This window comes from Leucobacter aridicollis (genome assembly GCF_024399335.1).
GTDB lineage: Bacteria > Actinomycetota > Actinomycetes > Actinomycetales > Microbacteriaceae > Leucobacter > Leucobacter aridicollis_A.
Map to the genome: position 1 here is coordinate 2,591,958 of NZ_CP075339.1, position 21,566 is coordinate 2,613,523.

A 21,566-nucleotide genomic window follows, 5' to 3' on the forward strand; every position below is an offset into this window, starting at 1 on the left:
ATGGACAAGCGAGGGCGGCTGCGGGTCTTTCTCGGCGCCGCCCCCGGCGTGGGAAAGACCTTCTCGATGCTCGAAGAGGGAAGACGTCTCCTCGCCGACGGGCGCGACGTCGTCGTCGCCATCGTCGAATCTCACGGACGCGCAGCGACCGCCGCACTCACCGAAGGCCTCCCCCACATTTCCCGAGCGCGTCTCAGCCACCGCGGCGTTTCCCTCGACGAGATGGACCTCGCCGCGGTACTCGAACGGCGGCCCGAGATCGCCCTCGTCGACGAACTCGCGCACACAAACGCTCCCGGGGCTGCCAACGAGAAGCGCTGGCAAGATGTCGCAGAACTCCTCGCGGCGGGCATCGACGTCATCTCAACGCTCAATGTGCAGCACATCGAGTCATTGAACGATGTTGTCGAACAGATCACCGGAGTTCCACAACAGGAGACGGTGCCAGACAGCTTCCTGCGGGGAGCGGACGAACTCGAGCTCGTCGACCTCGCGCCACAGTCGCTCCGTGACAGGTTGGCCGACGGCTACGTCTACCCGGCCGAACGTATCGACGCCGCGCTCTCGCACTACTTCAGGCTCGGCAACCTCACCGCGCTTCGCGAACTCGCGCTCGTGTGGCTCGCAGACGAGGTTGACCAGGCGCTCCGCGGCTACCGCGCCGAGCACGGGATTGACGGCACGTGGGAGGCGCGTGAGCGCGTTGTCGTCGCGCTGACTGGCGGCCCCGAGGGCGACACCCTCTTGCGTCGCGGTGCACGGATCGCCGCGAGGTCATCTGGCGGCGAGCTGCTCGCGGTACACGTCACGAGTCAAGACGGGCTCAGGAGTGCCGCGCCCGACGTGCTCGCGAACCAGCGCGCGCTCGTGGAGAAGCTCAACGGCAGCTACCATCAGGTCGTCGGCGAAGACGTGCCGACGGCGCTCGTCGAATTCGCCAGGTCCGTGAACGCGACACAGCTCGTGCTCGGAGCGAGCCGCCGCGGCAGGTTCGCCGCCGCCCTCACTGGTCCAGGGATCGGCGCGACGGTGGTGCGGGAGTCGGGTGAAATCGACGTCCACATGGTCAATCATTCGGCCGCGGCCCGCCGGTTCGCACTGCCGCCACTCACTGGCGCGCTCACGGCGCGTCGACGCATCCTCGGCTTCGTCGTCGCGCTCGTCGGCGGACCCGTTCTCACATACTTCCTCACGCTCTCACGCAGCCCCGATTCGATCACCGCAGACGTGCTGAGCTATCAGCTGCTGACTGTCATCGTTGCACTCGTCGGCGGGATCTGGCCTGCCCTCTTCGCCGCCGTGCTTTCGGGGCTCACCCTCGACTATTTCTTCATCGAACCGATCTTCACTGTGCACATTCACGAGCCGCTGCACTTGCTGTCGCTCGGCCTGTACGTGATTATTGCGAGCCTCGTCAGCTTCATCGTCGATCGCGCTGCCCGCCATACGAGGGCCGCCCGCCGATCGGCTGCAGAATCAGAACTGATCCAAACCATCGCGGGCAGTGTCCTCCGCGGTGACGACGCCGCACAGGCACTCGCCGATCGCACCCGCGAAGCGTTTCAGCTCGAGGCCGTGCGAGTCGTGCACGAGGGCACCGGGCGGATAGTTGCAGCCTCGGGCGCAGTCATCGACGGCGACAAACGCACCCGGGCGGCGCTCGGAGAGCACGCCTGGCTCGAACTCTACGGCCAGCCGCTCGCCGCTGGCGAGCAGCGTCTGCTCTCAGTCGTCGTCGCACAGCTCTCGGCGGCCCTCGCCCGCCAGGAGCTCGAGGAAACCGCCCGAGAGATCGGTCCGATTGCGGCATCCGACCGTGTACGCGGCGCGCTGCTCACCGCCCTCAGCCATGACCTCCGTCGCCCACTCGCTGCCGCGACTGCAGCCGTCGGCGGGCTCCGGGCTGCGGGCGCCAGGCTCACGTTCGAAGACCGCGCCGAGCTTCTCGACACCGCCGAGGAGAGCCTCGGAGCCCTCGGTACGCTGCTCACCGATCTCCTCGACGTGAGCCGTCTGCAGGGCGGCGTACTCAGCATCGCGAACCTCCCGACCGACCCAGCAGAAGCGATTGCCCCCGCACTAGACGAGCTTGGACTCGGCCCCAGTGAGGTTCGTCTCGCCCTCGGTCACGGCGAAGGCCGCGCGAATGCCGACCCTGTGCTGCTGCAGCGCGTGATCGTGAACCTCTTGGCGAACGCACTGCGGCACTCTCCCGCAGGCTCGAGCATCATCGTCAGCACGAGCGTCTTCGGCGATGTGCTCGAGATTCGTATTATCGATCACGGTCCAGGTGTACCCCGTGACCGGCTCGAAGACATCTTCGTCCCGTTCCAGCGCCTCGGGGACACAGACAACGAAACAGGGCTCGGCCTTGGGCTTGCGCTCTCGCGTGGCTTCGTCGAGGCGATGGGAGGTACTCTCACACCAGAAGAGACACCGGGAGGGGGCCTCACAATGGTCGTTGCACTCACACGCCCCGAAGGACACACTGCATGAAGATCCTCATCGCTGACGACGACCCACAGATCCTGCGCGCACTGCGAATCACGCTCACAGCGAAGGGCTACGAAGTTGTTACTGCGGCCGACGGGAAGGATGCGATTGCGGTGGCAATCGATCACGACCCGGATCTGTTGGTGCTCGACCTCGGCATGCCGCAGCTCGATGGGCTCGCAGTGATCCAAGCCTTTCGCGGGTGGTCACACGCCCCCATACTTGTCGTTTCGGGTCGGGCAGGAGCCGACGACAAGATCGAAGCGCTCGACGCTGGCGCCGACGACTACGTCACGAAACCATTCTCGGTTGGAGAACTGCTCGCGCGCATCAGGGCACTCACCAGGCGCAGCCCACAGGGCGAGGCCGCACCCACCGCGCGGCTCGGCGCGGTCACCGTCGACCTCGCGGCGCACAGCATCGTGCGCGAGACCCCAACGGGCGACAAACAGATCAAGCTCACGCCCACGGAGTGGCAGGTGATTGACATCCTCATCCGCAACATGGGGAAGCTCGTGACTCGACACACACTCCTCACCAGCATCTGGGGCACCGAACATGCCGAGGACACCGGGTATCTCAGGCTGTACGTCTCGCAGCTGCGCAAGAAGATAGAGGATGACCCAGCTCATCCCGTGCATATTCTCACCGAGCCCGGCATGGGATACCGGCTCTCGGAGTAACCCCTCGCCCGCGGGCCGAGGGCTGCAGTGAGAGAGCCGGCGACTACGCCTAGGCGGAAGCCACGACGAGGATCGGATCGCTCGTCGGCGCCCCGGTCGGGGAACCGCCCCGCGCTTCCACCGTCACGGCGACTGCATCGCCGGGCCGAAATCCCGTCGCGATCATGGCAGTGTCGCTGTCGCCGTCAGCATGCACGACGCCGAGCGAGATAGGGGTTTCCCCCCGCACGATCCACAGCTCAAAGTCCCGCTGGTCGTCGAGACTTGGCAGTCCCTCGGCCACGAACACCGCTGTTTGCGCAGAGTCCGACCAATGTACGCTCGCCTCGCCCGATTCCCCGAAGGTCGCAGTCGCGACGGCTGCGTCCGGGGCATCAGCGATCTGCTCAAGCGCGAGCGCAACTGGGTCGTTCGGGAGAAAAAGGTCTCGCGCAAACGGTGTGAGGCTCAACGTGGCCAGCACTGCAATTGACGCGGCGAGGGCAAACCAGCCTGCCCACCGTCGAGCTGGCCGAGGAGCGAACTCGTCGCGAACACGACGCTCAGGCTCAGGCAATGCCTCGGCCGTCCGCCCATCACGGTCGTCGTGTTCGCTTGCACGCCTATCGCCGTGGTTTTCTCCAGATGCGGGGTCTTGCGGAAGGCCCGCAATCGCAGCGAGGATAGCGTTCCGCGAGGCCTGCGACGGTTCGACCGTGCCAGCGCCAGCGTCTGCGGCCGCTTCACCGAGCGCCGCTGCAACCTCGCGGTCCGCATCAACGATCTCGCTCCAGCTTGGGTTCGCGGCGAGCGCGGCCGCAAAGGCCTGCTCCTCGTCGGGTGAGAGCGCGTGTAGCGCGCGCCCCGCGGAGAGCACTCGGAACTCTTGTTCGTTCATGGCGCCACCTCCAATACTGTTCTCAGTCTCGTCAGCCCGTCTCTCAACCGGGTCTTGATCGTTCCAAGCGGCGTGGCAAGCAGCACCGCGATCTCACTCTGGGTGTACCCACCAAAGTAAGCGAGCACGAGCGCCTGCCGTTGAGCCTCTGGCAATTCGGAAAGCCCAGCGACGGCCGCTGAACCGTCAATCAAGAGCTCGACCTCCTCCTCGACAGCCGGGCCCGAACTCGCTTGCTCCTTGGCGCCGGCAAGAAGATCTCGGCGACGCGACGCCTGCACCGCACGCACCCGGTCTACAGCCCGTCGATGCGCTATGGTCAGCACCCACGCGCGTGCATGCCCACGCTCAGGATCAAACGATGTCGCTCCCTGCCACACCTCAAGGAACACGTCTTGCAAGACTTCTTCGCTCATCGACCGGTCAACGAGCACGCGAAGTATCAGGCGGAAGACCCTCCCGGAGAGCATGTCGTACAGTGCAGCGAAGGCCTCTCCGTCGCCGGCTGCTGCCCGCACGAGCGCGTCATCGGCAGGATCGGCGCGCTCGCCGTCCTCCGATACTTCCACTCCGTCGATCACCATCTCCCCTAGCATGACGCATTCACCTCCGTTCGTCGTGCTGTGTGACCCTGCGAGTCGCCTCGCGAGCAACTGCTCCGCGTGTTCGTTGACGCAAGCGCTCGCACGAGCGCTACCCAAACGTGAATGAGTAGACCTCAATACCCGTCGGGACCTGCAGTTCAAGTGCCCCTTCCGAAGCATCGCCGGGTTCAACCAAGCGATAGGACTGCGGAGTACCACCAACAGCGACTGTCCGAACGCCACCACCTGGGAGCGTGACTGTGAGTTCGCCGTCCCCAGCCACAACCACCCTCACCTCTGACCCGCGGTAGTTGAGCCGCACGGCCGCGGGCTCACCCGCGTTCGATAGCGGTGTCGCGTATTGGGTCTGGATGTCCCATGCACCTGCAAGGGCGAACGTGTCCGGGCCCTGTTTGGCCGGAAAATCGAACGTTCCCTCGCCCGGCCCGTACCTGCCAGCCCCTGCGTAGTTGTGGTCTTTTGCAGAACCGAGGAATGTCTCGGGGGTGGTGCTCCCGTTCTTGGGCGTGACGTCGCTCGTGTTGGTGGTGGCCGGGAGATCGACATCGGAATCTGCTTCAAAGAGTAGCTCGCGGATTAAGCGTTCGGTGGTCTCGTAGTTTCCTTCACCAAACGAAATGTGGCGCACCGTACCCGTGGCGTCGATCAGGTAGTGGGCCGGCCAATAGCGGTTACGGTATTTGGTCCAGGTCGCAAGACTGTTGTCGAGGGCGACCGGGTACTCGATCTCAAATTTGTTCGCCCCAGCCTCAACGTTGCTGGCGTCCTTCTCGAACGCGTACTCGGGCGAGTGCACGCCAATCACCCGCAACCCAGCATCACGGTAGGCCCGATCCCACGCGACAACGTGCGGGATCGAGCGTTGGCAGTTGATGCACGAGTAGGCCCAGAAGTCGACGAGCACAACGTTACCCCGGAGGTCGTCGAGGTCGACCGGAGCCCCGCCCTCAGTGTTCAGCCACGCCTCGATGCCGAAGAGCGCTGGCGCGGTACCGCACGAGCGAAGCTCCTCGGCGTTGGCTGCACAGTTGTCAAGCTCCCGGTTCTCATCAGTGACCAAGCCACCCAGACTGAGCGTGCGCTCGGCGGCGTCGCTTCCGGCGAGCTGTTGTTGGAGCCCAGCCGTGTAGTCCGGCACGAGACGCTGGAGCGCCTGCGGCACATCGAACGCGAGACCAGCGGCAAGCGCGATCAGCGCGATCCCGCCGGCGATCCGGATGCCGCGTTCGCGTCGCCTGAAGCCCCGAATTCGCTGCGCGACGCTACTCCCCGCGAGCGCAAACACGAGTAACGGTACTGCGACGCCAATCGCAAACGACACCGTAAGAAGCACCGTGTCTGGGCCGATCGAACCTGTGGCTCCCGCGACGATGATCGCGGCAAGCACCGGCCCGGCGCACGGCACAAACACCGTGCCGAGGGCGAGCCCCATACCAAATCCGTTTCCGCCATCGCCGACCTTGCGACGCGGCAACCGCTGAAACGGCTTCTCAAGCAGTTGCTCGAACCCTGGAAACAGCATCCCTACTCCGATAACCAACAGCACCGCAACGCCCACCCACCGAATGGCGGTCGGCGGGATGTGGAGCAGGCCGAGCAGCAGGGAACCAATCAGGGTGACCACGGAAAAACTCAACACGAGTCCACCAATGATCCAGAATGGCCTGCTGCGTTTGGCGGGAATGACCACAGGCGCCTTGCCGGGACCTGCCTGCGTTGCGCCGGCTGTGAGGAAGATCACTGGGAGTACCGGGAGGATGCACGGTGATATTCCCGTGATGAGCCCGCCGAGTAGTCCAATAAGCACTGTGTCCATGAGCCGCTCCCCTTTCTGTCTCTGTGACGCGAGACGTCGCCGTGAAGTGAGTTGTCACAGAGGTGTTCGGAGCCACGGACTACGCGGATTGCTGCTAGCCCTTTCGCACCGACGAAAAAATTCTTTTCACAATTTCCAATCCGATGATCGGGCGACTCCGAACAACCCAATAAGCCGCGAAAATCCGCGGAACAACGTTCGAAGGAGCAACCCATGTTCACCAAGAAGAAGACTCTCGGCACTGCGTTCGCACTCACGCTCGTCGCGGCCGCAGCGCTCACCGGATGCTCGATGGATTCAGCGGAGCCAGAGAAGGCCCCGTCGACCGAACAGTCGGGGCCGAGTGAGACCGAGCAGCAAATGGATCCCGCTGCGAATCTCGTCGGAACCGGCTGCGCCGCATACGCCGAAGCAGTGCCGTCCGGCGCGGGCTCAATTGTCGGCATGTCTCAGGATCCAGTCGCCGTTGCGGCGTCGAATAATCCCTTGCTCACCACGCTCGTCGCCGCAGTGAGCGGCGGCCTGAACCCTGACGTCGACCTCGTCGACACGCTGAACAGCGACGAGTTCACGGTGTTCGCCCCCGTTGACGACGCTTTTGCCAAGGTCGATTCGGCAACGATCGACACGCTGAAGACCGACAGTGAGATGCTCTCGTCAATCCTCACCTACCACGTAGTGCCCGGCCAGATCGAGCCAGCCGACATCGCCGGCACGCACACAACAGTCAACGGTGCCGAACTCACGGTGACTGGTGAGGGCGACGCTTTGAAGGTGAACGACGCAAACGTGATCTGTGGCGGCGTACAGACCGCCAACGCTGTCGTCTATCTCGTTGACAGCGTTCTCCTGCCTCCGGCGACCGAGAAGTAGCGGGGAAGCCCTTCTCGACAGCCGTTGGGCGACGCCGGTGAGGCCACGACTTTCCGTGGCCTCACCGGCGTTTTCGGTTCGTCGTTTCGCCAGCCCAGCCAGTGGAAGTGAGCGTTGGCTGCGTGAGCGCGGGGCCAGCGAAGCACCAGCCATTCCCCTGAGCCCTCGGTTAGCGTCGATCGCCATGAGTGAGCATCAAACTGCTCAGTGACCCCGCATTGGGGCGCCGGATTCCAGGTTTGGACTACTCAAGCGACAGCCACAATGTCACAAATGTTGCCGAAAACTCCACCTGCTGTGCAGTGAGACGACGCACGAGATTTACGCTCTTCAAGCACCGCGTAGCCGTGCCGTCGTCGATTACAACCGACGCGAGACAACGAACTCGAAGGATCACGCATGCCACACTCCACCCGCCTCGGAGGCTTCCTCGCTGCGACGCTTGCAGCCTCCACACTCGCGATCGCACCCGGTGCCGCGCAGGCGGTGCAGGACCCGCTCCCCGACGGCAAGGCTGAGGCGAGCGGAGAGTACGGCCTCATCGGCGACAGCCTTGAAACCATCCCCAACATCTACGGCGTCACGATCGACGATGCCGGGAGCATCTGGTACGCAGTCACCGATGGCGCATCGCGCGGCATCACCGAGTACCGGCCGGGCACGCTCGACCCGAACGCAGGCGACTACCTCGGCAACGGCGAGTACGCGGACGGAACCGGCTACCTTGGCGCTGGCTGGAACGCCCCGCTGCACTACGCGAACCGAGATTCCGGCCGCGACAGTCCAGCTGGCGGCACCGAGCCATGGGCAGAGCCGCGCGGCATCGAGGCTCTCCCTGGCGGCGGCATCGCCGTCTCAGACACCAACGGCAACGTCTCGACGCCTACAGGCACGATCCTGTTCTACGACGAAGGCCACACGGTCATCGGCAACGCTGGCGTCGGCGGCGACCAGGGATGCACCCAGCTCGCCGAGGGTGAGCTGGCATGGGGACCCTACTTCACCGTGCTCGACGACAAGCTCTACGCCCCCTACGAAGGTTGCAACGTCGTCAGTGTCTTTTCAGTGCCAGACGGCGAACCGCTCCACCGGCTCACCGGCGAGGGCCAGACAGCAGGGGCATCCCCCAACCCCGCCGCGACCAACGGGCCAGGCGGGCTGAGCGACATCTACGGAGTGTCCACGGACGGCCTGTCAATCTACACAACCGACCTCGGGTACAACAGGAGTCCAGGCGCTGGCATGGTGCAGCGATGGACCCTCACCGACGACGGATCCGACTGGCAGCTCGACCACACGTTCGCGGAAGACGGCGCGCTGAGCTTCCCGGAGGTCATGATGTACAACACGGTCATCGGACCAGCGAATGGCCTGTACACGATTCCGCAGAGCGGCCCGGTGCAGCGGTTCACGCACGCCGGCGAGTACGTCGCAGACGTGCAGGTGCGTGACGTGCCGTATACCTCGGCGCGCGATCTCGCGATCACGGAGGAGGGCTGGATCGTGATGACAGCGAAAGGCGAACACAGCCTCCGCATTCTCGCGGAGAGCCCCTCGCCAGTGTCTGGGCTCGCCGGCACGACTGGTGCCGCCGCGGGAACCGTCGAGCTGTCATGGGATGCGGTTGAAACTACCTACGGTCAGGCGCCCGTACTCGACTACGTCATCGAGCGCTCTCACGACGGCGGGGCGACCTGGCAGGCAATCGAACGAGACGTCAGCCTCAGCACCACTGCGACGATCGACGGTCTCGCACCCGGCGCATACGACTTCCGCGTGAGCGCGTACAGCGAGGCCGGCAGGGGCGACAGTGCGATCGTTGACGCTGTTGTTGCGGCCGATGCAGCGCCCGCTGTCGCAACAACGCTCACCGGGACGGCTCCTGAGGTGACCGCACTCGGCGCGGGCGTGACGTGGGAAGCGACGATCACCAATCCAGGCAATACGCCGCTCGCTGACGTCGCCGCAGTGTTTGAGGGTGACACTGACGGCGTGGCTAAGACCGTCGCGGTCGGTGACCTTGAGGTGGGCGAGTCGACGCGGGTCGAGATCGTCACGCCATTGACCGAGGCACATCTCGCGGACCTCACGGCTGCGAACTCCGTCTCTGTGGTCGGGGTCGCACCCGACGGCACGGCAGTCACCGCCTTGGCGGCGGCGCAGGTTGAGCTCGCTGAGGTTCCGGATCCAGATCCCACCGATCCAGACCCCACCGATCCAGATCCCACGAACCCCGCCCCCACCGGCCCGACGGCCCCCGGCACTGGCGGCGACGGCTCGGGCACTCATCCGACCCCGAAAGGCGGCGCTAACGCGCTGGCACAGAGCGGCTCTAGCGTACCGGCCAGCCTGGCAGTTGGCGCGGCCCTCGTCGCCGCGGGCGCGATGTGGCTCCTCGCGCGGAAGCGCCGCACGACAGCCTAGATCGCAAGTGCGGGGCCGGCTGCAAACAGCTAGGCCCCGCACAACCCGAATGGGTCAGCCCGCCCCCACGACGGCCTGACCCATTCGAGAGTTCGGTGCGGCGACGCTACTCGGCGGCGCTCCCGAGCACACGAGCAAGCAGGACCTCGGGCTCGACACGCGGACCCGTGAAGAACGGCGTCTCCTCGATCACGTGGCGACGGGCCTCCGTCGCACGAAGCTCACGCATCAAGTCCACGATGCGCGTCAGATCGGCCGACTCGAACGCGAGCAGCCATTCATAGTCGCCGAGCGCGAACGACGCGACAGTGTTCGCGAGCACGTCTCCGTAGTCACGGGCGGCTGCACCGTGCTCCCGGAGCATCTTCGAGCGCTCCTCGTCTGGCAGGAGATACCATTCGCGGCTGCGCACGAACGGGTACACGCAGAGGTAATCGCCCGGGGTCTCACCCGCAAGAAAGGCGGGGATGTGTGCCCTGTTGAACTCGGCTGCGCGGTGCACACCGATGTTCGACCACACAGGTGCGAGTCTGCCGCCTGCGCCAGTGAGGATCGCACGGTAGCCCGCTTGTAGTGCCTCGGTCGAGGGGGCGTGGAGCCAGACGAGCACGTCGGCGTCCGCGCGGAAGCCGGCGACGTCGTACCATCCGCGGACGCTCAGTCCGTCGACCGCAGCCAGCGCCGCGACAGTCGCAGAGACCGCTGCCGCGGGATTCGCCACTGCGGCGGCGGCGCGCTCCTCGCGGAACACCGCGAACATTGTGTAGTTCACCGCCTCGTTGATGGACTCGGCAATTGCGCTGTGGTCAATGACAGGGCGAACAGTCTCGGTCACGATCTCTCCTTCGGTTAATCCTCGGCCCCGGCGAGCACAGGAATGCCTGTCACCTCGCCGTGGCGCATACGGCAGCTCCCGGGTGGGGCGACGTCTGGCAGCGCCGGGTACTCCCCGACGGTCACTGGCGTGGCGTCCTCGCCCCGCTCACGGGCGGCACGCTCGACGACGAGGTCGACGAGGCCGGACACGAACTTGTCTCGCACTCCGACCGTGTCGGCTCTGACGGCCTGAATCCCGAGTTCGCCAGCTGTCTCCATCGCCTCGGTGTCGAGGTCGAATGCGACCTCCATGTGGTCGGAGATGAAACCGATCGGGGCGATAACAACCTTGCGCACGCCCTGTTTTGCAAGCTCTTCGAGGTGATCGTTGACGTCAGGTTCGAGCCACGGGGTCCGCGGGTCGCCTGAACGCGAGCAGTACGCGAGCGAGGATTCGAATGCCGGCGCGACATCGCCAGCGAGAAGCGCGTTGATCGTCGCAAGCACATCCTCGTGCTGCTCACGGTACCCGGGTCCGGTCTCGGCCGACGCGTCCTGCATCGTGTCCGGGATCGAGTGGGTGACGTAGACGACGTGGGCGCCGGCGAGACCGCCGTCGAGCTTCACCGCGGCTTCCGCAATTGCGTCTGCGTTTGCGGCGACGAAGCCCGGGTCATTGAAGAACGGTCGAACGATATCAATCTCTGGGGCCGCGTCACCGAGATCGGCGACCGCCGCAGCGAGGTGCTCGCGGTACTGGCGGCTCCCCGAGTACGAGGCGTAGGCGCTGGTTACGATGGTGAGTACGCGCTTCGCGCCAAACGCAACAGCATCGCGAAGAGTGTCGACTGTGTACGGGTGCCAGTTTCGGTTGCCCCAGACGACCGGCAGTTCGATGCCGCGGCGTTCGAGCTCGACCTGCAGCGCCCGCAACAGGTCAAGGTTTTGCTCGTTGATCGGACTCTTGCCCTCGAAGTGCCCGTAGTGCTCACCCACTTCGACGAGTCGGTCCTCCGGGATGTTCTTGCCAACGGTGACATTGCGCAAGAACGGAAGCACGTCGTCGGGCCCGTTGGGGCCGCCAAAGGAGCAGAGGAGCAGGGCATCGTAAGGAGCCGCGAGTGCGGCGGGCGAATTCTCAGTCACGCTCCGTACGCTATTCGACCGAACCTGAACGTCTGATGTGAAAGATCTGACTTATTAGATCTGATCTATGGCTAGAGTGGACCAGGCGCCATTCGACGCCCGCACTCAATCGGCACCAGGAGATCCGTGAGCCGCACACGACACCCAGCGATGTGGACCGCAATTGTCGGAACACTCGCGCTCGGCGTATGCGCACTGTTCTCGCTCATGCTTGGCATCGTACGCCTCAGCCCTGGCGAGACGCTCGGCGCCCTCTTCGCGCCAGCCAACGCAGAAATGCAGGCGGCGACTGTCGTGTGGTCGATCAGACTCCCCCGGATTGCCGTGGCCGCACTCGTCGGCGCGGCGCTCGCCGTCGTCGGAACCGTCATGCAGGCCATCCTGCGAAACCCGCTCGCAGAGCCAGGCATCACCGGCGTGTCCGCAGGCGCTGCAGTCGGGGCTGTCGCCGGCATCACTCTCGGGTTCTCTGGCACGCATCAGTGGGGAGTCCCGGTCGCAGCATTCGCCGGAGCCGCCACAGTCGCCCTAATTCTGCTCAGCGTGCTGCGGAGCCGTCGCGACCTTGGACCGGGCACCATCATTCTCGTCGGCGTTTCAATCAGTGCCCTCGCCGGCGCGCTCATCAACGTTCTCATTGCGAACGCGAAAGACGACGCGCTGGTACGCAGCGCAATGTTCTGGCTCGCCGGAGACCTCGAACTGCGGAGCTGGGATCACGTCACTCTCGCCATTGCCCCGATCCTGATCGGCGTCGCCTACCTCGCGACGCGAGTGCGTGCGCTAGACGCGCTCTCGCTCGGCGAAGAGATCGCCGCGACCTCCGGGGTGAACGTCACGCGAGAGCGCACGGTACTTCTGCTCGTCGCCGCGCTCGTCACGGGAGCCGCAGTCGCGGTGAGCGGAATCATCAGCTTCGTCGGTCTCGTTGTACCCCACTTTCTTCGACTACTCGTCGGCGCGTCGCACGCGCGACTCCTGCCTCTCGCGGCACTCGGTGGGGCGCTCTTCCTCATCGCCGCCGACACCGTCGCGCGCACCGCATTCGGAGCAGTTGTCGTGCAGACAGGCGTCGTCGCCGCGCTCGTCGGCGCGCCCGTATTCCTCGCGCTCCTACTCCGAAAGGGCCGCTCGTGATCCCCGCCCCGAGCGTGCTGCAGCCGCTAGAGCTCACTGAGTTCGGTGCAATACGCGGCAGCGCTTCGCTGAGCGACCCGCTGTCGCTGCGGCTCGAGCCCGGCACGGTGCTGGGGATCGTCGGCCCGAACGGCGTCGGAAAATCCTCCCTGCTCGGCGCGATCGCGCACTCGGGCGTCACAAGCTACGGTCGGGCGGTGTTCGGAGGTGAGGATCTCGGCAGGCTCCGCCCGAAACGCCGTGCCCAGGTCGTCTCGCTCATGGCGCAGGATCATGGAGCGCCAGGCGAGCTGCGCGTCAACGAGCTTGTCGCGGTTGGCGCCTGGGCCTCGGGGCGGGAGGATCCGGCCGAAGCCGTCGCGGCGGCACTCACGCGCGCCGGGATATCGAACCTCGCAGACCGCCGGTACGGGACGCTCTCTGGAGGCCAGCGCCAGCTCGTTCAACTCGCGCGCGTGCTCGCACAGAACACCCCAATTGTGGTCATGGACGAACCGACAAGCGCGCTCGATCTCGCCCACCAACGCGCGGTCGAGCAAATCATGCGAGGCCTCGGCAATCAGGGCCGGATCGTGATCGCCGCAATTCACGATCTCAGCCTTGCCCTCAACACGTGTACACGAGTGCTCCTGCTCGATCCAGGCGGCGCGTCGCACAGCGGTCCGCCTCATGAGGTGCTCGGACCCGACCGCGTATTCGCAGCGTATGGAGTACGCACCACGATCCACACCACCCCGCAGGGCCGCCGCATTCTCGCAGCGGATGACTAATCGCGGAGCGCCAGCCGCCCCTCGCGAAAGGAAGACATGAAGACCACTCGCACGCTCACCACGGTTGCGTTCATCGCCCTCTCAGCGATGGCGTTCACAGGCTGCGCTGCAGCAGCACCTGCCGAGCAATCAGGATCGTCTGAGCACGACACGGGCGCGCACCGAGGACAGGGCTTTCCGCGCACCATCGAGATTCCCGCGGGTCGCGGCGGTGACGCACACAGCCTCACGATTGAGGCTCAGCCGAAGGCGATTGCTGCCCTCGACTACGAAAGCGCCGAGGTGCTTGCCGAGCTCGGGCTCGCCGACAATGTCGTGCTCATCCCCGAGGCTGTACTCAATCCGGCGCTCGGCGGTCACACTGAGGAGCTTGCCAACGTTCCCGCCACATTCCCCGTCGCGATGAACCTCGATACCGAGACTGTGATCGCTGCCGCGCCCGACCTCGTCGTCATGAGCCCTCGGCACGGAGCGGAATCGTCAATCGGTGCAGTGCTTGCAGAGGCCGGCCTCCCGACCTTACAGCTGCCAGACCCCTGGACGAGTCCGAGCATCCTCGCGAAAAACGTCTCCCTCATCGGCCAGGCGACGGGTACTGAGGCACACGCGGACGCGCTTGTTGCGGCGATCGACGACGGGCTCACCGAGAGCGCAGCGAAAGTCGCCGGGGCGAAAGCGTCTGACGCCCCGCGAGTGCTCGTACTCACCAACCAGGCCGGCAGACCGTTCGCGACAGGAGGCGACGCGTTCCCGCTGCACCTCCTCGATCTTGCGGGCGCCGTCAGCGTGTCTGATGAACTCGGAATGGAGACAACTGGGCCGATCAGCGCCGAACAGATTGTCGAGGCGAACCCCGACGGCATCGTACTCATCGACATGAATGGCACAGGCGACCGCATGTATGCGGAGCTGCTCGCGAACCCCGCAGTCGCCACCGTTCCTGCCGCAGCAGACGACATGCTCATGCGGGTCACGGGCCGAGAAGTGCAGGCGTTGGGCCTCGACTCGACCGTCGGCGGCCTCAAATCTCTCACCGACTGGGTGGCGACACTCGGGTAGCCCCGCACACTACCTGAGCGCGTGCCGCCCCCAATGCGGTGCGCGCTCGATACACTCAGTGCATGTCCTCCACACAGCTCGGTTCGCACAAGGTGCGCGAGGCTCATGATTTCCTCCGTTCGCGCATCAGCACGGGTGAGTGGCCAATCGGCCAGCTCATCCCGAAAGAGCCTGAGCTCATGGACCTCATCGGCGTTGGCAGGTCAACTGTGCGCGAAGCTGTCCGCTCGCTCACGACCCTCGGAATGCTCGAGCCAGTTCCCGGCGTCGGAACGTTCGTGCGCGCTCGGACCCCAGTGAGCTCACTGCTCACCGAGTTTCTCATCGAGCAAGACCTTGAAGAGGTGCTCATCTACCGCCGCTCACTCGAAATCGAGGCGGCACAGACTGCGGCGGTCAAGCGCAGTGACGCGCAGCTGGCTGCGCTGCGTGCGAGTTACGAGCGGAGTCTCACATTCGACGAGGCTCCCGAGGGTGCAGCGATGAACCCAGCAAACTGCGAGCGCTGCAACGATATCGCCCGGCCCGACTCTTTTCACAGGTTGATCGTAGAGGCGAGCGGCAGCAAACTCCTGCTCGACCTGTACACGGGAGTCATGACTGTCCTCGGCCGGGCCGTGGCGCGCGGGGTTGTATTTCTTGGCATCTCTTCAGACACGATGCACGTCGACCATGGGGCGCTGCTGAAGGCTATCGAGGAGCGTGATGTGCGCGACGCCGCACACACAATGGCGTTGCACGCTGACCGCGACCTCGGGGTGCACGCAGACATGCTCGATCTCAGCCCGAACACTGAGCGCGCAGAAAGCCTCATCGGGGCCGGCTACGACCCACAGGGCCTGGCCACAGAGACCCCCTAGGCGGCGCCTGTGTAGTGCGTTGGCGCCGCGACGCACTACGCGCTGCGCAGGCTCCCCGGGCTTTCTACTAGGCCTGGGATCTGCACTACACATGCCCAAACGCTGGGCGGAGCAGCAGATCTTCTGCAGATCACAGACCTACGCGCCGACGCCCCAGCCACGGGCACACCCCCGGGATGGCGCGCCTAGGCCCTGAGCGTCACCCGCCCGCGCATCTCTTGCACGCTGTCAACGCCGGTCAGTTGCATGGTGCGCACGGCTTCCGACCTCATGATCTCGAACATCCTGTCGACGCCACGCTCTCCCCCGGCCATAAGGCCATAGAGGTACGCCCGCCCAACCATGCAGGCGTCGGCGCCCAAGCCAACGGCAGCGAGCACGTCTGCGCCCGAGAGGATGCCGGTGTCGAGGAAGACTTGGGCCCTCCCGTTCACCGCCTCAGCCACCCGCGGTAGCAGCTCGAGCGGTGTTGGCGCGCGGTCGAGCTGACGCCCGCCGTGGTTCGATACCACGACCGCGTCGACACCCAGCTCGACGACTCGCTTCGCGTCTTCGACTGACTGGATGCCCTTCACAACGAGGGAACCCTCCCATTCGTCGCGGAGCCACTTCACGTCATCAAGGCTGAGGCTCGGGTCGAACATCTTGCCGACGAGCTCCGCGACTGTGCCGTCAAACGATTTCAGGCTGGCGAACTCGATCGGTTCTGTCGTGAGGATGTTTGCCCACCAATTCGGGTACAGGGCAAAGTCGACAAAGGTCTTCACGCTCAGCGACGGCGGGATCGTCAGGCCGTTTCGTGTGTCGCGCAGGCGGTTGCCCGCCACCGGAGTGTCTACAGTCAGTACGAGGGTGTCGTAGCCGGCTTCACGTACCTGGTCGATGAGCTGCTTCGTTGCTGCGCGGTCTTTCCAGAGGTACAGCTGGAACCAGTTGTCGCCGCTGGGCACGGCCGACTGCAGATCTCCAGGGGCCGTGGTACCCATCGTCGAAAGGGTGTACGGCACACCGGCGCGAGCCGCGGCCCGCGCAACGGCGACCTCGCCCTCATGCTGCATCATCCGGGTGAAGCCAGTGGGGGCAAGGATAAGCGGGAAGCTCGCTTCCTTGCCGAGGATGGTGGTTCGTGTGTCGACGTTCGCGACGTCGTGCAGCACGCGCGGCTCGAACTCGACTCGCGAGAACGCGTCGCGTGCACGCCAGATCGAGAGCTCTCCCTCTGCCGCGCCGTGTACGTAGTAGAACACCGATTTTGGGGTGCGCCTGCGCGCCGCCTCCGCAAGGTCCTTGACAGTCAGCGCACGTTGGAGTCGACGTTCGACGGGGTCGAGTTCGGGCTTCTTGAAGCCGAGGAATGGCGAGATTTCGCTCCACTTCGGCAGCTTGCGTGCAATCTTGCGAGTTCCGAGGGAGTCAGCGTTCTCGCTACTCACTTGTCTCCACCACCAGTTCCGAGGTATGCCTGAATGATTCCGTCGTCTGCGAGAAGCTCAGCTCCCGTGCCGGAGCGCACGATTTCACCGTTCTGGAGGATGTGGCCCTCGTCTGCTGCTTGGAGTGCCCTGCGTGCGTTCTGCTCGACGAGCACGACAGTGGTACCGCCTGAGCGGATCTCCTCGATGACTTTGAACACCTCGTCGACGATCTTCGGCGCGAGTCCCATCGATGGCTCGTCCATGAAGATCACGCGCGGCTCAGCGAGCATTGCTCGTCCGATCGCGAGCATCTGTTGTTCGCCGCCTGACAGGGATCCGGCGGGCAGCTGCCGCCGCTCGCCGAGCACGGGGAACCGCTCGTAGATACCGTCGATCGCGGCAGCTGCACCTCCGCGCAGTTTTCGCGCTCCGAGCTGCAGGTTCTCGCCGATCGTCAGCGTGCTGAGCACCTGGCGCCCTTCAGGAACCTGCACAAGGCCGCGGCCAACGAGCTTGTGCGCGCTTGTCTTCGTGATGTCTTGCCCCTCGAAGAAGATCTTTCCTCCGGTGGGCTTCACAATGCCAGAGATCGCATTAATGATCGACGATTTGCCGGCGCCGTTCGCGCCAACGAGCGTCACAAGTGACCCTTGCTGCACCTCAAACGAGATACCGCGCACAGCTTCGACCTTGCCATATGACACTGTGAGGTCGGTGACGCGAAGAATTGGCTCTGTCATGGTTAGGCCTTCCCGGTTGTCGAGTCGGAGCCCGAAGCTGCGTCTGCGTCTGGTTCCTGCACCGCGCCGAGGTACGCCTCGATGACTCGCTCGTCAGCCTCAATTTCTGCAGGCGTGCCGCTCGCGAGGAGCTGGCCGAAGTTGAGCACCGCGATGTGGTCACAGGTGCCCAGCACCATTCCGACGTTGTGCTCGATGAAGATGATTGTCAGCCCGTCGTTTGCGAGTGACCTGATGAGCTCGGAAAGTGCCTCGGCCTCGACGTGGTTCATACCTGCGGCTGGCTCGTCAAGGATCAGGACAGAGGGGTCGGCCGCGAGGGCCCGTGCGATCTCGAGTCGCCGCTGGTCGCCGTACGAAAGCCCCTTCGCTTCGACGTTCGCCTTGTCGACGAGACCAACTCTGTCGAGGCAGCGAGCGGCCTGAGCGAGCGCCACACGCTCGTCTCGGCGCGCCGACGGCAGCCACAGGAGGCGCCGCAGGAATGTCGGCTTCGCGACGAGGTGGGTGCCGATGAGAACGTTCTCGAGCGCCGTCAGCCTGTTGAAGAGCTTCGAGTGCTGGAACGTTCGAGTGACGCCTGCCGCTGCAATCTTGTGGACCGGGGTGCGCCCCACCTCGACGCCGAGCACTGTCGCCGACCCGCTCGAGGGCGGGATGAGTCCGCTGATCATGTTCACGAGCGTTGTCTTACCTGCGCCATTTGGCCCGATGAGGCCGACTACGTCGCCGCTTCGGATCGTGAGGTCGACGCCCTGCACCGCGTGTACTCCGCCGTACTCCTTAGCGAGCCCTTCGAGCTGCACGACGACCTCGCCCTTGGCTGGGTGCGAACGCATTGCTGCGGGGGCAGCGCCAGCCGCGGTGAGAGCCGCGACGTCAATCTTCTGCTTGCGGCGCGGCACGAGGCTCGCGATGCCGCCGGGGAGGTACAGGATCACGATGAGCAGGAGCAGCCCGGAGATGAAGGGGCGCAGCCACCCTGCTTCGATTCCGACCGCCCGCTGCAGCTCGGGCAGCATTGTCTGGAAGCCAGAGCCAAGAATCGGGCCGAAGAAGTTCGTTGAGCCACCGACGACAGCCGTGACGAGGCCATCGATGGCGGTGGAGAAGCTGAAGTCCTCGGGCGCGATGATACGCATGAAGTATGCCCACAGCACGCCGTACAGGCCAGCGATTGCACCAGCCGACACGAAGGCTGCGAGGCGGTGGCGGCCGACGTCGATCCCGATCGAGCGAGCGGCGAGCTCGTCCTCGCGGATCGCTTCGAGCGCGCGACCGTAGCGCGACCTGCCCTGACGCCAGAACCAGTACGCGACGACTACGAGCAGTACCCAGGCAAGCTCGGGGCCAACGATTTTCGGCACCGACATGCCCTGAGCGCCGCCGGTCCAAGACTGGTTGAGAATGAAGATTCGAATACCCTCGGCGAAACCGAGCGTCGCGATCGCGAGGAAGACGCCACGCAGTCGCATTGTCGGGATGCCGAGAATCACCGCTGCGAGCGAGCCAACGACCATGCCGATGAGGATCGCGACGATGAGTGTCGGCACTGGGCCCCACGACGCGGGGGTGGGTGCAAGGGTGGCGGCAACGAAGGCTGCAATACCTGCGAAGCCGGCCTGGCCGAGGCTGAGCTGGCCAGCGACGAGCACTGCGTAGAACGAGTAGGCGAAGATGCCGTTGAGGGCGATGAAGACGAGAACTGATTCTGTAAACATGTGTTTAGACCTCGCGCACCTTCCGCTTGCCGAAGATTCCCTGCGGCATGAGCAGCAGGATGACAAACAGCAGCGCGAACGCGATGAAGTCGCGCCAGCTCGATCCGATGTACTGGATCGCGAAGACTTCAGCGATTCCAAGCACGAGTCCGCCGACGAGTGCGCCCGGCAGCGACCCCATTCCGCCGACGATGATGACAGCGAGGCCCTTCAGCTCGATCGCGGTTCCCATGCCGAGCTGTGCACTGTTCACGTTGAGCGCGAACAGGACGCCTGCGACGGCACCGAGTGCCGACGATATTGAGAAGGTCATTGCAGTGACGCGGTCAACGTTGATTCCGAGTACGCGCGCCGCGGTCGGGTTCTCGGCGACTGCGCGCATCGAGCGGCCAAGCGACGAGCGCTTCACGAGCACGTTGAGTGCGATGACGAGGCCGATGCAGATCACGACGATTGCGAGCTGCACGTAGGTGGCGCTCGCGCCAAACAGCTCGACCTTCCCCTCGGGCGCTGTGCCCTCGGGGAATCGCCGCGTCTGCGGGCCGAAGAAGGCTTGCAGCACTGCGACGATCATTCCTGCCATCGCGATCGACGCGATCAGCCCCGCAAAGTGGGCGTCTGGCCGGTTCTTGAGCGGGCGGAAGGCCACCCGTTCAATCACCAAGCCAAGGAGCGCCCCGAATACAAACACGAGAACGAGGATCACCCAGATCGACAGTTCGAACGCTTCGGCGAGGCCGATGCCGACGAACGCCGAGGCCGCGAACACGGCTGGATGCGCCAAATTGAGGCGATCCAGAATGCCAAACACCAGCGTGAAGCCGATGGCGAATAGCGCGTAGATCGAGCCTATGAATAGGCCGTTAAGCAATTGCTGCATGGGTGATCCTCGTTCAGGGGTGGTGCGTGCTTAGCGCAGAACGGCGAACTTGCCGTCCTTGACGATCTGCACGACTGCCGGGTGCTCTGCGTCGCGGTTCTCGTTGATGCTGACCGCGCCGAGTGGCGTTGCGACATCCTTGAGCTGAGCGATCGAGTCGCGAAGGTCGGCACGCTCAGCCGAGCAGGTGCTACGGATCGCGTCGTCGATGAGGTAGAGCGCCGAGTACGCCTGGGCCGCGAACTGGTCGGGCTGCGCGCCGAACTTTTCTTCGTATGCTGCGAGGAACGCCTGGTTCTCAGCGTTGTCCGACGCCGAGTTCCACGCGGCACCGACGACGACGCCCTCTGCCGCATCACCCGCGTCTGCCATGAGCTTCGGGTTGTTGAACCCGTTGCCGCCGATGATCGGCTGATCGATGCCGAGCTCGCGCGCCTGCGTGACGAGCGGGATGGCTGCCTCGATCAGCGCCGAGACGACGATTGCGTCGGGGTTCTTGTCCTTTGCCGCTGTGAGGAGGCTGCGGAAGTCGGTGTCTGCCTTCGAGAATGTGAGAGTGTCGAGTACCTCGACGTCGGTGCCCTCGAGCGTCTCTGCCATAACTTCGTAGCCCGATTCCGTGAAGGCGTCGTCGTTCGAGTACATCACGACGACCTTCTTCAGCCCGAACTCGTCGATGACGGCGTCGATCGTCTGCGGGATCACCTGTGCTTCGGTGAGCGAGTCACGGAAAACGAACTCGCCGATGTCGGTGATGCCGCCTGCCGTCGTCGAGATGCCCATGACTGGCATGCCTGCCTCGTTGGCGATTGGCATTGCAGCGACCGCGGTGTTCGAGAGCGTCGGGCCGAGCACGATGCTTGTGCCGTCGCCTGCGAAGGTCTCCATCACGCTAATGCCCTGGCGCGGCTCGGACGCGTCGTCTTCAATGCTGAGCTTGTACTCGATGCCGTCGGCAGCGTTGAGCTCGGCGAGCGCAAGCTCGAGGCCCTGCTGCTGCGACGCGCCGTAGCTGCCAGCGCCGCCAGTGAGGCTCAGCGCCGCACCGATCTTGACGGGGCTGTCGATGACGCAGCTGTCGCCCGATCCGGTTCCGACGAGGCCGCCCGCCTCACCGCCGGATTCGTCTCCCCCACCGGTGCTGCAACCGGCGAGCAACAGGGCGGACGCTGACACAACTGCGGCGGCGCGAAGCTTCATCTTCATTGAGTTCTCCTAGCAGAATTGAGCACGCAAAAACGTGTGGAAATA

18 protein-coding genes are annotated in these 21,566 nt (G+C 64.8%); 8 read left to right on the top strand and 10 right to left on the bottom strand.

What is annotated here, in order from left to right; all coding sequences use genetic code 11:
- Together KI794_RS11695 and KI794_RS11700 are read left to right on the top strand one after the other, a co-directional pair.
- The gene (locus tag KI794_RS11695; protein WP_255808178.1) at positions 1-2,496 is read left to right on the top strand and encodes an ATP-binding protein; all 2,496 of its coding nucleotides are present in this window, start codon (positions 1-3) and stop codon (positions 2,494-2,496) included.
- The gene (locus KI794_RS11700; protein ID WP_119284668.1) at positions 2,493-3,176 is read left to right on the top strand and encodes a response regulator; all 684 of its coding nucleotides are present in this window, start codon (positions 2,493-2,495) and stop codon (positions 3,174-3,176) included. The genes KI794_RS11695 and KI794_RS11700 overlap by 4 nt, the downstream gene beginning before the upstream one ends.
- A 49-nt stretch (positions 3,177-3,225) precedes the next feature.
- On the opposite strand, the gene KI794_RS11705 is transcribed toward KI794_RS11700, so the two are convergent.
- The 3 genes from KI794_RS11705 to KI794_RS11715 form a co-directional block, all read right to left on the bottom strand.
- A complete protein-coding gene (locus KI794_RS11705) occupies positions 3,226-4,053 on the bottom strand; it encodes an anti-sigma factor (protein ID WP_119284669.1) in 828 nt (275 codons plus the stop codon).
- A complete protein-coding gene (locus KI794_RS11710; RefSeq protein WP_255808179.1) occupies positions 4,050-4,649 on the bottom strand; it encodes a sigma-70 family RNA polymerase sigma factor in 600 nt (199 codons plus the stop codon). Before KI794_RS11710 ends, KI794_RS11705 begins: the two co-directional genes overlap by 4 nt.
- A gap of 97 nt (positions 4,650-4,746) precedes the next feature.
- The gene (locus KI794_RS11715; RefSeq protein ID WP_255808180.1) at positions 4,747-6,474 is read right to left on the bottom strand and encodes a cytochrome c biogenesis protein DipZ; all 1,728 of its coding nucleotides are present in this window, start codon (positions 6,472-6,474) and stop codon (positions 4,747-4,749) included.
- Positions 6,475-6,687: 213 nt separating this feature from the next.
- Here KI794_RS11715 and KI794_RS11720 point away from each other — a divergent pair, with 213 nt between their 5' ends.
- On the top strand, positions 6,688-7,347 hold the full coding sequence (locus KI794_RS11720) for a fasciclin domain-containing protein (RefSeq protein WP_119284671.1): 660 nt from the start codon (positions 6,688-6,690) through the stop codon (positions 7,345-7,347).
- A gap of 399 nt (positions 7,348-7,746) precedes the next feature.
- Entirely contained in the window at positions 7,747-9,771 is a 2,025-nt protein-coding gene (locus KI794_RS11725) for a fibronectin type III domain-containing protein (protein WP_255808181.1), read from the top strand.
- A gap of 106 nt (positions 9,772-9,877) precedes the next feature.
- On the opposite strand, the gene hemQ is transcribed toward KI794_RS11725, so the two are convergent.
- Positions 9,878-10,606 carry a hydrogen peroxide-dependent heme synthase gene (gene hemQ, locus KI794_RS11730; protein ID WP_255808182.1) on the bottom strand — a complete coding sequence of 243 codons (729 nt, stop codon included), beginning with the start codon at positions 10,604-10,606 and terminating at the stop codon, positions 9,878-9,880.
- A gap of 14 nt (positions 10,607-10,620) precedes the next feature.
- The gene (locus KI794_RS11735) at positions 10,621-11,733 is read right to left on the bottom strand and encodes a ferrochelatase (RefSeq protein WP_119284673.1); all 1,113 of its coding nucleotides are present in this window, start codon (positions 11,731-11,733) and stop codon (positions 10,621-10,623) included.
- Positions 11,734-11,859: 126 nt separating this feature from the next.
- On the opposite strand from KI794_RS11735, the gene KI794_RS11740 reads away from it, so the two are divergent.
- From KI794_RS11740 to KI794_RS11755, 4 genes are all read left to right on the top strand, one after another.
- Complete coding sequence (locus KI794_RS11740) at positions 11,860-12,870, top strand: FecCD family ABC transporter permease (RefSeq protein WP_255808183.1); 1,011 nt, start codon at positions 11,860-11,862, stop codon at positions 12,868-12,870.
- On the top strand, positions 12,867-13,640 hold the full coding sequence (locus KI794_RS11745; RefSeq protein ID WP_255808184.1) for an ABC transporter ATP-binding protein: 774 nt from the start codon (positions 12,867-12,869) through the stop codon (positions 13,638-13,640). The genes KI794_RS11740 and KI794_RS11745 overlap by 4 nt, the downstream gene beginning before the upstream one ends.
- Positions 13,641-13,676: 36 nt before the next feature.
- Positions 13,677-14,699 carry an ABC transporter substrate-binding protein gene (locus tag KI794_RS11750; RefSeq protein ID WP_255808185.1) on the top strand — a complete coding sequence of 341 codons (1,023 nt, stop codon included), beginning with the start codon at positions 13,677-13,679 and terminating at the stop codon, positions 14,697-14,699.
- A 62-nt stretch (positions 14,700-14,761) separates the two neighbouring features.
- Positions 14,762-15,559 (top strand): FadR/GntR family transcriptional regulator, encoded by a 798-nt coding sequence (locus KI794_RS11755; RefSeq protein WP_119284676.1) that lies wholly within the window; start codon positions 14,762-14,764, stop codon positions 15,557-15,559.
- Positions 15,560-15,744: 185 nt separating this feature from the next.
- On the opposite strand, the gene KI794_RS11760 is transcribed toward KI794_RS11755, so the two are convergent.
- Genes KI794_RS11760 through KI794_RS11780 form a run of 5 tightly spaced genes read right to left on the bottom strand, consistent with a single transcriptional unit; the run spans position 15,745 to position 21,521 of the window.
- Positions 15,745-16,992: an alpha-hydroxy acid oxidase gene (locus KI794_RS11760; protein ID WP_255808186.1), complete on the bottom strand. Its 1,248-nt coding sequence runs from the start codon at positions 16,990-16,992 to the stop codon at positions 15,745-15,747.
- On the bottom strand, positions 16,989-17,714 hold the full coding sequence (locus KI794_RS11765; RefSeq protein WP_255808187.1) for an ABC transporter ATP-binding protein: 726 nt from the start codon (positions 17,712-17,714) through the stop codon (positions 16,989-16,991). Before KI794_RS11765 ends, KI794_RS11760 begins: the two co-directional genes overlap by 4 nt.
- A gap of 2 nt (positions 17,715-17,716) precedes the next feature.
- Entirely contained in the window at positions 17,717-19,435 is a 1,719-nt protein-coding gene (locus tag KI794_RS11770) for a branched-chain amino acid ABC transporter ATP-binding protein/permease (protein WP_255808188.1), read from the bottom strand.
- Positions 19,436-19,439: 4 nt separating this feature from the next.
- Positions 19,440-20,315, bottom strand: coding sequence for a branched-chain amino acid ABC transporter permease (locus KI794_RS11775; RefSeq protein WP_119284679.1), 876 nt, complete (start codon positions 20,313-20,315; stop codon positions 19,440-19,442).
- Positions 20,316-20,345: 30 nt separating this feature from the next.
- Entirely contained in the window at positions 20,346-21,521 is a 1,176-nt protein-coding gene (locus KI794_RS11780; protein ID WP_119284680.1) for an ABC transporter substrate-binding protein, read from the bottom strand.
- Positions 21,522-21,566 lie beyond the last annotated feature (45 nt).

Coding starts and splice junctions, on each gene's coding strand:
- KI794_RS11750 (WP_255808185.1), top strand. CDS start 13,677: ATGAAGACCACTCGCACGCTCACCACGGTTGCGTTCATCGCCCTCTCA.
- KI794_RS11720 (WP_119284671.1), top strand. CDS start 6,688: ATGTTCACCAAGAAGAAGACTCTCGGCACTGCGTTCGCACTCACGCTC.
- KI794_RS11700 (WP_119284668.1), top strand. CDS start 2,493: ATGAAGATCCTCATCGCTGACGACGACCCACAGATCCTGCGCGCACTG.
- KI794_RS11780 (WP_119284680.1), bottom strand. CDS start 21,521: ATGAAGATGAAGCTTCGCGCCGCCGCAGTTGTGTCAGCGTCCGCCCTG.
- KI794_RS11725 (WP_255808181.1), top strand. CDS start 7,747: ATGCCACACTCCACCCGCCTCGGAGGCTTCCTCGCTGCGACGCTTGCA.
- KI794_RS11695 (WP_255808178.1), top strand. CDS start 1: ATGGACAAGCGAGGGCGGCTGCGGGTCTTTCTCGGCGCCGCCCCCGGC.
- KI794_RS11770 (WP_255808188.1), bottom strand. CDS start 19,435: ATGTTTACAGAATCAGTTCTCGTCTTCATCGCCCTCAACGGCATCTTC.
- KI794_RS11755 (WP_119284676.1), top strand. CDS start 14,762: ATGTCCTCCACACAGCTCGGTTCGCACAAGGTGCGCGAGGCTCATGAT.
- KI794_RS11705 (WP_119284669.1), bottom strand. CDS start 4,053: ATGAACGAACAAGAGTTCCGAGTGCTCTCCGCGGGGCGCGCGCTACAC.
- KI794_RS11715 (WP_255808180.1), bottom strand. CDS start 6,474: ATGGACACAGTGCTTATTGGACTACTCGGCGGGCTCATCACGGGAATA.
- KI794_RS11765 (WP_255808187.1), bottom strand. CDS start 17,714: ATGACAGAGCCAATTCTTCGCGTCACCGACCTCACAGTGTCATATGGC.
- KI794_RS11775 (WP_119284679.1), bottom strand. CDS start 20,315: ATGCAGCAATTGCTTAACGGCCTATTCATAGGCTCGATCTACGCGCTA.
- KI794_RS11710 (WP_255808179.1), bottom strand. CDS start 4,649: ATGCTAGGGGAGATGGTGATCGACGGAGTGGAAGTATCGGAGGACGGC.